Origin of the sequence: Chlorogloea sp. CCALA 695 (assembly GCF_003003885.1) — a bacterium.
Taxonomy (GTDB): Bacteria; Cyanobacteriota; Cyanobacteriia; order Cyanobacteriales; family Chroococcidiopsidaceae; genus Aliterella.
In genome coordinates this window covers 1-10,443 of the sequence record NZ_PVWN01000094.1, presented here as the reverse complement: position 1 = coordinate 10,443, position 10,443 = coordinate 1, and the positions used below count along the sequence as shown (strand labels likewise).

Sequence of the window (10,443 nt, the reverse complement as noted above, 5' to 3'; positions counted from 1 at the left end):
CACCGATAGTAATTACAAACCTTTTAATCATGAAATAAATACCTACGTCACTTCATTAATCTCTATCTCAGCCTTTGACTGAAGCATTTTTTCGTAATGACCAGATGCTGGAGGAAAGTTTAATCCAAGTAGATTTGCAGCTGGTTTTGTCCTTTCCTCAAAATCTCCAAGCCAGGCAGATATCCTAGCTTTAATAACAATATTTGATTCGGAATGGTTTAATGCTTGATTAAAAGTTAAGCTATAGCGGTCTAAAAAATCATAAGGCTTATAAAACATATCGGGCATGACAGTTTCAATTAAACCCTTTTCTTTCAACTGATGGCGTAGATTCGAGTCATCGTAACGCTCGAATTTTTCTTCTGCTCCATGAAATAAATTTTTGACTACAACGTAGTCTACTTGATCTTGACAGTAATTATAAAGATATTCCAATAAATTAACTGAATCTAATACCCTGCTAATTACTGAAACCATTGTAACTTTACAGTTAATTTCTGACTCTAAAATTTTAAAGAAACTTAGCTCCTTAACATAACTTTCAAAAAAGCCTCCTGATTGGGCGGGTAAATCTAATAAATAAATAGGAAAATTTTCTTTCTCTAAATCAATTAAAAGGTCGTCAGCCGCACCCCTAGCAAAAAAATCTACAAATCTTACTATGCCTTTATGGTAGTCTCTGTAGTATCTTTGCAGTTGGGGATTTCTACTATCAGCATCATAAGCGATACAAGGAATATTGTTATTAATGTATAGCTGAAGCAATCCTCTAGAAAAAGTAGTTTTACCTACTCCTCCCTTATCTCCTACTACAATCACAAGTCTTTTTTGCAGGTGGTTATCAGTCATTTTTTTACCTCTAGATTTTTTAGCTGGAGACATAGTAAAGGCAAGCTATTAGCTTTATAGAGAAAAAATATAAGCTAGTAATTTAGTAGCATCCTCTTTAGGAGCATTGCTAAACCTTAACAAGTAATTATCTACCAGGTTTTTTTTGTCGGCACTTATCTGTGATGAGTTGCTAACAAATTTTAAATTGTTTATTAACGATTCTAGTAGAAGGTGTGGAGATTTGGCAGTTACAATATGAGAATTATCATTGCATTCTACCAAAGTTCTACCCGATCGCTCGTAAATTCTCACAGCATTCTCTGTGGTTACCAGTTGCCAATGATAATCAAATTGTAGAACCTTAGTAAGTTCTACCCACTGTGCCATTAAAATCTTTACTTGGTTTATGGAGTGTTTATTGACTTGAACTGTAGTTAAAGAAGCTTGCCTTCTAGCTGAGTTGCGAACTAAAGATGACTTAGAACTATTCGTAGTTCCAAGTAAATTAAGTTTTTTACTAGAAACAGAATCTTTAGAAACCTCCTTCTTTTCTGAACCCAAGCTTAGTTGATGGGTAGGTTTAAGAATCTTATCAAGTACGCCATTATGGTTTGTATTCTCTTTAACTGAAATATCAGTAGTTGAAGTATGGGTTAGTTTCTCAATCTGCCATTTTTTTTTAGAGAAGACTGTTTTTATACAAACATCTTGAGGACGGCGTGGAAATTCTAAATCGCGGTCGTAGTAAAGATAGTCTAAAGTTTTGTGAATAGGATCTAATTCCTCAACTACCATATAAATTTGATTTTGCCTTCTCTCTAGCTTATGTCCTTTAAGAGTCTTTGTCTCTCCAGTTATCATGTGGGTGAGCTTGTAAGTGATGCCTGGTAAAAACGGCATGGGGCCTAGATACTCGTTACACTCGTCCTTACCCCAAGCTACCAAAGATACATAGTTATTGCTTTTTACTGTTTTGTATAAAAACTTCGCTCGTCCTTCTAGAACATCGCTCTCTGCCTCAAAAGCGTCGGCGATAGCAGTTTCAAGGATCTCTGCCAAATGTTGTAGCTTTCTTGAGTTTAACTGAGGTAATAACGACTTAATAAGCTTGATTATATTTTTGTCTTCTAGCTGTTTAGCTGAATCAACTAATTTTTCAAAACCATTAACTGAATTAATAATCATTAACTAAAAAATAATACAATAACTTAACTACAAACACCGTATGCTTGCGGTAGTTTTTAGTTTATTACCATTTATGCTAGCATTTTTCGCAAATAGAGTATTCAATCCACAGCTAAAAATCCGTGTGTAGCTCTTTATACTAGATTTCACATTAAAACTGCTCAAACTTTATTTCAAAGCTTCCTATTAAAGAACAGGCATACTACCTATCGTTGATAGACTGTTGGAGCTTTGGATATTTTAAGATTAATCTGTTAAGCTAGCTATCCCTTGACCGATCTTAGCCATTTCAATTAACAGATTAATATTTTGACTTGACAAGCCATCCAATTTTGATAGAACTTTACAAATATTTTCGTCCAAATTAATAAAGGTATCTGTAATTGCATCAATTATAGAATATTCCTCAACTATACTTTGAACGTAAAGATATCTTGACAATGCAGCTATAAGACCTAACCTACCTTCGTTGTTTAATTTCTCCAAGCGCTCTCCATAATGCAACGCCAGGGTGGTAAGTTTCTGAGCATCTTTTTTATGAATAGTAGTTCTTACAAGATAATCAAGGCTTTGCACAATCTTTTTATCTACTAGCTCAATATACGTCACTTTAACACAGAGTGACGTATATTGACGTACTTTTTGCCTAATTACGTTACTAAATGTCAAAGTAGGTCATTATTATTTAAAAGAGTTCTGGTTTAAAATGCCTTCACAGTGGAGAGTAACAGCTTACTTATCAGAAGAAATGTATAAAGCATTTGAGGCATGGGCAGCTTCTGAAAATCGTTCGCTAAGTAATTTAGCAGGAACAATCATAACTAACGCTGTGGAAAAACGCGACGAACAAAAAAAAGCTAAGTAGTACAAAAATACTATTAATTGCTAAAATATACAAATATTGGTTGTTTAGTCAAAAAGCCTATTTTTGGGTATAAGATAATTATTATCTAAATTAGCAGTCATCGGACAAGCAATACTCATTTAGCATTGTGAAACTGTAATGTTTCTCCTTGCACTTGTAAATCAAAGTTCTCACGCTGTCTTAAGCGACAGCTTAAGCAGTAAAACAGTTACTGAAAACCGCCAAAAGCGCGATTTAAAGTTTCTTTTGTTGCAAGCTTTTTGAACAAAAATCACAACGGAAGGAGTATTACTAAAAAATTAGCTCAAGCACACAATCACAAAATCTCACTCTTAGCGTATACTTATTTTAATTAAATAAATTCCGGTGGCGTTTTGGAAAAGTCTGTTGGAGCAGACGTTTATCATTCCTTCCGCCGGAGCCTCGACCAACTCATTCACCTGGAGGTCAAGACGTGATACTTATAAAAGTATTATGCAACTTTAGCGTACATTTTGGCAAGTTATTTTCTAAAAAAGTTTGGATTTGTCCTTGCAAAATTCAAACTTTTTGGGAAAAAACACCCTTTTTAGGCACTTGCATGGAAAGCCTTAAGTGCCTAAAAGCTTTGTGTAGCAAGACTTTTAGGCATGAATTTTGTATTAGTGCTTGCCGCTTGTACAAAACAGCTTGGACACGGAAATATTACCCCGTAGTTAATAAAACCTGCGGGACTTTCCAAGAAATTCAGTTGATTTATTAAAAAAACGAGACAACCCCAGGAAAAAACATAGGACTGCCACGAATATCTCACTATTAGTCTAACAAAATTTAATCCTAAATTACAAAGGTTTCCTGGGGTTGTCTTGGTTCACCCACAAAAAGTAAAAAACCATGACTCACCAATTTCCTCAAACAGACCGCGCCTTAGCCGAAAAACAACTAGCCTACCTTGGTTACACCTCCAATCAAGCCTTTTTACGCTTTTTCTACCACTCCAGCGATGATAGAAAAGATAAAGACAAAGGACGGAAATTAAATACTCTCGACTATCGAGCGATCGCATCCTACCAACAAGACGAGCGCGGCACATATATAGTAGTTAACGGTGCTGGCGGCGGACACGAAGACAAAGATATTAAACAGTGCGCGGCGATATTTTGCGAGTGGGATGATCGCCCGGTTGAAGACCAGTTATTGCACTGGGAAATATTGGGCTTTTTCGAGCCAACTTTTACTGTATATAGCGGCGATAAATCCGCTCAACCTTATTGGGTCTTCGACACACCAATAGCTGTAGAACAGTGGCGGGAGTTGCAACTATCGCTAATTGAGATAATGGGCGCAGACCCTATTAATAAAAATCCCTCAAGAGTATTTCGCCTAGCTGGAGGGTGGCACGTCAAGCCCGGACGAGAGCCGCGACGGACAGAGATCGTACAAGAATCGGGAATTAAATATTCTTACGAGCAATTAAGCAAGCGCCTCCAATCTCTAGTCAAACCTCCTATTCAAAGCACAACACGCCCAAGTATTCCAACGCCAACTAAAGAGCGCTACGAAGATATTTCGCTGCCCGTACCCCAGACTGTACCAATTGAAATTTGTTTAGCTAAAGAATCCCGTAATCTACTAGAATCCGGCTGCGCTCAAGGTGGGCGGAACTTTGGGGGCGCTAAACTAGCCCGTGACCTAATCGGCACGGCTTCTTATTTGCAAACCATCGGACAAAGTTTTGATGGCAACCCACAATTATTATTAGCTCATTATGGCGCTCGTTGCTCACCCCCCTTGCCCACCAAAGAAATTGAATCAATTTGGGCAAGTGCTGCTAAAAGCAATCCTGCGCCTAGTTGCACCCCCGATGGAGTAGAAAACTGCCTCCGTGCCTGGTATTGGAAGAACCATGTCAAAAACAACGCCAGTCCTAAAGGTTTTAGTCCTAGTAGTAATAAGCCAAATTCCAGTGGGGGGATAAACTTGTGCGATCGCATAAAACACATTCTCGCCAGCTACGAAACCGAATCAACCCAAACGGCAGCACTAATGGACTTAGCTGCCGATGTGAAAAAATCCTTCAATGAAATTAAGAACCTAGCGCGCATTATTCGCACCGAAGGAGAACAAGCAACGGAAGTAGTTGCCGCCATTGAATCTTTTACACCAATAATCAAAAACTGCCGCAAACGTTTAGATATTAGCCAATTCCTTAATCCGATTCTAGCCGAACCACTAATAGCTAAAGCTTTAGCAATGCCTACAGCGCCAGAGTACCTGTTTAACACTCTTTTGCCTGCTTGCGCTTCCAGGATTGGCACAAGCTCCAGAATTGTTATTGATCCCGTGTCTGGATATACCCAAGACTGCATATTTTGGACAGCAAACGTTAATCACTCTGGGCAAGCCAAAACACCGCCGCAAAAAGAAGTAATTTCCCCGCTAGAAAAAATGGAGGGAGAAGCCAAAGAAATTTACGATACAAATCTTACTGATCACGAACGAGACAAAAAATCTGACGAGAAACCGCCTGTAAGAATGCGGCGACTTTTAAGTAACGTGACAAGTTCTACCAAAATTCGCATCCACCAAGAAAATCCACGCGGACTATTGGAATACATAGACGAACTTGTCGCTGATTACCAGCGCTTGAACCAATACAAAGGCGGTGGAAAGGGAGACGACTTGCAACTAGAGCTAAGTTTTTTCAATGGTGCTGCAATCAACTACGATCGCCACGATGCGAGATTGTTTTTAAGTCGCACTGCCTTTAGCAAAACAGGCACTTACCAATGGGATACGTTAGCGCGGTTGATGGGCGATGACGTAAATTTTATCTCTAGCGGCTACAGTGCCAGATTTTTATATTGCTCAATTCTCGATGCCCCACCTCGATATCTTGACTTACTTACTCCAAAAGCAAATAGTAATTTTACCGAAACTCTAGAGTGGCTGTACGAAAAATTAGAGCAATTGCCCCAGCAAGATTATTTGCTAACACGGGAAGCAAAAGTGCTATTTCAAGCCTGGAACCATACGTTAGCCGACGACGAAAGGGAGGAAAACTACTTTGGCTTCTCGATTGTCTACGCAAAAATCGAAGCATACGCGGCAAGAATTGCCTTGTGGCTGCACATAGTTAACGCCGTTTGTGCTGGCAAGTTACCGGAACCAACGATTGATGGTGAGACAATGCGTCACGCGATAGAAATTTCCTCTTTCTACCTATGGCAGCAAAAATTAATTCACGGCAACAACGCGCCAACGCGAAAACTAGAAGGCATATTTTTCAAAGTCCAAACCCAAGCCGAGAAATATTTTGCCAAGTCCAAGCAGGGACTAAATGCTTCGTTTCTCAAAACCAGAATTAACGCCCTCAAAGGTTGGGCAGTAGAAAAAATCCGCACAGTAGTGTTCAAAACATTAGCGGCGGCGGGACATGGGCGAATTGAAGGGGAGGGTAGTGAGATGAAATATATTCCCCTGACTCAACAATTGGTGGAGGTTGGTGCAGAATTGGTGGAGTCACCAATCGCTGAAACCTTCTCTATAGATAAAATACAACCATCAATTGGTGAAGTTGGTGAAGTTGCAACATCTGTTTGTTTTTCTCCAGTTATAACTCTAGAGAACCACAGCCAATTTCCACCGTCACACCAACTTTTACCAGAGCCATTAATTCACCAATTCACCAATAACAACGCTGAAACTATTTCTGTAGCTGAGATAGAGGCGGTTGGTGATACCACCAATAGTACACCAATAGCACCAACTCATAACCTAGCCTTACTACTGTTGCAATCAACTACCTGGATGGAAATAGCTGAAGAGTTGCAAAAAGATAGTCAAAAATTAATTGATGTAATGAATCAGTTTGATAAAGAGCAAAGGAAAAAAATTGCCTCAGTATTAATTGAGTTTTTGTGTAGGGAACCTCAAAGCCTTAAAGAATTAAATTGGATACCAATCAAAATGCTCAACTGGATATTCAAACGCTTGCACTTCACGATTTCTCGTGTTGGTGGTGATTCTATCAATCAGGCGCGGATGGAACTGCTATCGAACTTATCTTTTGTCTCAGTTGAAGGTTTGGGCAGTAATAAAGAGCTTTGGGTTTTCTGCGATCGCGCAAGTGGTAAAAATATCCCAGTTTTTGGTACGGATGGAATTTGTGGAGTCTCTGTCAGAAATTAATCCTTTCGCAAAAATCAATAATTATGATTAGCGTTACTGAAGAAATATCCTTGCTGACTAAGCAAGAAAACCGACTGCATAATAGCCTAGATAACCTGCGCGGACAAAGAAGCAAGGTCAAGGAACATAGACAGCTTGAGAAAGATTTAGCAGTGGTTTTGGGTAAGCGCCAGAATTTACAAGCTTGGGCTGTTTTTGAAATTGGAATGCCTGTACACCGCCTTAATTCAAACAGACTTGGAATCGTGAAGGAACTGAAAATTACCCCTGGGGGTATGGGTGAAGTATGGGTGAGTTGGGATGGTGAGCTACAAATTCCTGAACAGCCGAATTTATTACAAATTGATGGTGCGGCGATGGCAAAAATTATTGCGGTAGGCGATCGCATAAAAATTCGTGATGGTCATGAAGAAGCTGGCAAAATTTTTACTGTAGAGCGGCTACTAGCTCGTGGGGCGGTAGAGACGACCGATGAGATGGTTTTTGAGCGCCAGGAATGGCAGAAAGTTGAAGAAGTTTTTCAAGAACTTACACAAACGGAGAGCAAGGGCGATGAGGAGTTAACACATAGCGCTAGTTTTACCCAGGAAACCCAAATGATTACCCAGTCAACAGAAGAATTAAAGGAGAAAGCGCCTAAAGCAATAGTTACAGTTGACACAACAGTTATTTCTATCCAAATTGAGGAATTAACCGAAGACGAGGAAAAAGAGCGGCATCGATTGGAATTAAAAGTAGAACGAGCGTTTTACGAGTCGGGATCTGCACTTCGAGAAATCCGAGATCGCCGCCTTTATCGCGTTACTCATCCTGCGGATTTTATTGGTTATTGCCGTGATCGCTTCGGTAAAACTAAGCAAGCTGTAAATTACTTGATTGCAGCAGCAGAGGTTTTTGAGAATCTGCTGACGACAACTATTAGTTGTCGTGTCCTGCCAACTAGCGAAACCCAAGTTAGAGATATTGCTGGTTTTCCTCCACAAAAGCAGATAGAAATTTGGAGCGAAGCTATCGAATCTTATGGAGGGAAAGTTGCCCCTCGTCGAGTTGTCAAAGGTATCGTTGAACGCCTCAAAGAAAAGCCTTTAGTTAAAGCCAGTGAGTTCTGCACTATCGGTGATGCGTTCATCCTGACTAGATTAGAAGGAGCGGAACGAAAATATAATGGCTGTTGGGCGATCGCATTTGAAGTGAGAGACTTTACAATAGCCGTTGATGTTTATGACGGAGAACTTGCTGTGAAACCAGAAAATCTTAATCCGATTGACTTGCCTGATGTCCGCCGTCAGTTACCAGAAACGCTCAAACGGATCAAGCGACTGAGAGAAAGCGGTTTGTTATCTCGTTGTGCTTATACAATCTTGGAATCAATTGGGCGACAGATTTATCTAGACGATTTTGAGGAAAAATTGTTGGCATTTATGGAGACTGAATACAAAATTCACTAAGATTAAAGTCAATTTTTAAGGATGGAATAGGACTATGCCTAAGCAAAAAATGCAATCCCCGCCGCAGATTCCTCAATCTGAGAAAAAGTTAGAACGAGCAATCTGCTTGTTGGGCAGCCGAACAAAAGTAGAATTAAGCAGCAAAAGCGTACAGGAATTAGTGGCATTAGTTGGTCGTTATCCGAATCCACAGGAGGCGGCTGTATGGAAGCAGTTTCTAAAGCAGATGCTTAAATCTAAGCAGCAGTGCTACTTCGATAATTAATTACCGAATAAGTAGTTATTGTTTAGGACGGGGGAGCTTGCTATAAAGCTATAAAACCTTAATTCTATTGATTTACCGGATGTTCGCGCGTTAGTTGACAGAGACGCTCAAACGGATTAGGCGGTTGCGAGAAAGTGGCTTATTGTCTCGTTGCGTTTATACAATTTTGGAATCAATCGGACGACAGACGTATTTAGACGACTTTGAAGCCGAATTGCTGACTTTTATGGAGCAACGTTATGGAATTGAAAATTGAAACAAACCAAGCTCAAAGGAGTAATAAAGCAATTACCTATCAGGCTATCGGCTGGGTTACTGGCAATTATCAGCCGAGCGAGGACAATCCAGATTGTGGAATGCTGGTCACTCAGGACGGTATTGCTGTCCCTGCACAACTAAAGGGGCGCTTGCATCATCAACTGAACAAGAAGTTTCCCAATTACAGCACAAAGCTAGATTTGCTCCCAGAGGATGCTTTATGGACAGTTTACCCAAGCACAAAGCCACTAAGTTTTTTGCTGGTGAATATTAACAAGCTAGAATCAATTAGCTCGTCTGATCCTAAGCTAAAGAAAGACAATCAAAGAAAAGTTGATGGGTTTAGGCTAGTAGGACAAATCGAGTCGGTGGCAAACGGAAGGATTACTATTGTTATCCGGCGGAACCAACAGCGACGTAAAGATAAAAAAGATGGTTTGAAATATCAACCCTTTGCCCTAGAAATTGTAGGTAGTTTGCCTGGCGAATCTGTAGGGCAAATTTGGGAATTAGAAGTGCAACGGCAAAAAGCGAAACTGGTTTTGGGTAAGGGATGTTTTGTGCGTCGTTCCCTAGGAAAGCCGAAGCTAGTAGAGCATAAGCAAGAGAACGTTATTAGAAGTACAGAGGCTGCAACCGATACATTGCCACTAAAGAGTAAGCCATCTGAAGAACAATCATCAGAACAGGCTCTGGTAGAGGAGGAAGGACGAACTAATCCGCAAGCCGAAGGTGTTTAAAAAGCTTTAACAAGCCCAAAAAAACTATCTGATGCGGGTAGCCACTTGTTAGTGCTGTTAGTTGGACTGCCAAAACTAGCAGCTAGATTCAAACAAGCATAGTTGAATTGCTTTGGGTTCAGTGGTTGCGTCGAGATTGGAAAGGGAAATACCTAATAGCCGAACGCTGCGTCCCTCTAGAGAAACCGATGCTAACGGGTCCTGGGCTACCTGGCTAATTGCTTCCGCCTTCCCAACAGCAGCAGTTACAGTTTTACTGCGCGTGATTCGTTCATAGTCGGCAAACTTGACTTTCAAGGTGATGGTGTGTCCCAGAGTTTGGTAGCTCTCTAAGCGATGTTGGATAGTTACAGCAATAGTTTCTAGTTCAAGCCTCATTACTTGTGGGTCGTCTAAGTCCTTGGTGAACGAAGTTTCTGCACCAATTGATTTGCGAAGGCGGTTAGGCTCGACTATTCGATTATCCTCGGCTCTGGCAATGAGATAATAGAAATGTCCTACCTTGCCGAAGTGACGCACTAGCTCGGCTTGGCTGTATTGCTTAAGGTCTGCTCCAGTATGAATTCCCAAATTGTGCATTTTGGTAGCAGTGACTTGTCCAATCCCGTGAAACTTCTCAATAGGTAGGGCGGCGACAAAATCTGCGGCGTGTTCGGGTAGAATCACCGTTAGTCCATTGGG

At 40.5% G+C, this 10,443-nt stretch carries 10 protein-coding genes; 6 read left to right on the top strand and 4 right to left on the bottom strand.

Annotated elements, in window-relative coordinates:
• Positions 1-42: 42 nt before the first annotated feature.
• From C7B70_RS23950 to C7B70_RS23940, 3 genes are all read right to left on the bottom strand, one after another.
• Positions 43-882, bottom strand: coding sequence for a hypothetical protein (locus C7B70_RS23950; protein WP_199192513.1), 840 nt, complete (start codon positions 880-882; stop codon positions 43-45).
• 21 nt (positions 883-903) lie between these two features.
• Positions 904-2,016 (bottom strand): hypothetical protein, encoded by a 1,113-nt coding sequence (locus C7B70_RS23945; protein WP_106371429.1) that lies wholly within the window; start codon positions 2,014-2,016, stop codon positions 904-906.
• A gap of 246 nt (positions 2,017-2,262) precedes the next feature.
• A complete protein-coding gene (locus C7B70_RS23940; RefSeq protein WP_106371428.1) occupies positions 2,263-2,625 on the bottom strand; it encodes a hypothetical protein in 363 nt (120 codons plus the stop codon).
• Between the two features lie 97 nt (positions 2,626-2,722).
• On the opposite strand from C7B70_RS23940, the gene C7B70_RS23935 reads away from it, so the two are divergent.
• From C7B70_RS23935 to C7B70_RS23905, 6 genes are all read left to right on the top strand, one after another.
• Positions 2,723-2,881 (top strand): hypothetical protein, encoded by a 159-nt coding sequence (locus C7B70_RS23935; RefSeq protein ID WP_106371427.1) that lies wholly within the window; start codon positions 2,723-2,725, stop codon positions 2,879-2,881.
• A gap of 873 nt (positions 2,882-3,754) precedes the next feature.
• Positions 3,755-7,051 carry a DUF3987 domain-containing protein gene (locus C7B70_RS23925; protein WP_106371425.1) on the top strand — a complete coding sequence of 1,099 codons (3,297 nt, stop codon included), beginning with the start codon at positions 3,755-3,757 and terminating at the stop codon, positions 7,049-7,051.
• A 23-nt stretch (positions 7,052-7,074) separates the two neighbouring features.
• A complete protein-coding gene (locus C7B70_RS23920) occupies positions 7,075-8,499 on the top strand; it encodes a hypothetical protein (RefSeq protein ID WP_106371424.1) in 1,425 nt (474 codons plus the stop codon).
• A 34-nt stretch (positions 8,500-8,533) separates the two neighbouring features.
• Positions 8,534-8,764, top strand: coding sequence for a hypothetical protein (locus tag C7B70_RS23915; RefSeq protein WP_106371423.1), 231 nt, complete (start codon positions 8,534-8,536; stop codon positions 8,762-8,764).
• Positions 8,765-8,858: 94 nt separating this feature from the next.
• Complete coding sequence (locus C7B70_RS23910) at positions 8,859-9,020, top strand: hypothetical protein (RefSeq protein WP_199192512.1); 162 nt, start codon at positions 8,859-8,861, stop codon at positions 9,018-9,020.
• Positions 9,004-9,762, top strand: coding sequence for a hypothetical protein (locus tag C7B70_RS23905; RefSeq protein ID WP_106371422.1), 759 nt, complete (start codon positions 9,004-9,006; stop codon positions 9,760-9,762). The genes C7B70_RS23910 and C7B70_RS23905 overlap by 17 nt, the downstream gene beginning before the upstream one ends.
• A gap of 75 nt (positions 9,763-9,837) precedes the next feature.
• Here C7B70_RS23905 and C7B70_RS23900 read toward each other — a convergent pair.
• Positions 9,838-10,443, bottom strand: a 606-nt coding sequence (locus C7B70_RS23900; RefSeq protein ID WP_233221101.1) for a hypothetical protein, incomplete at its 5' end; no start/stop codon positions are given.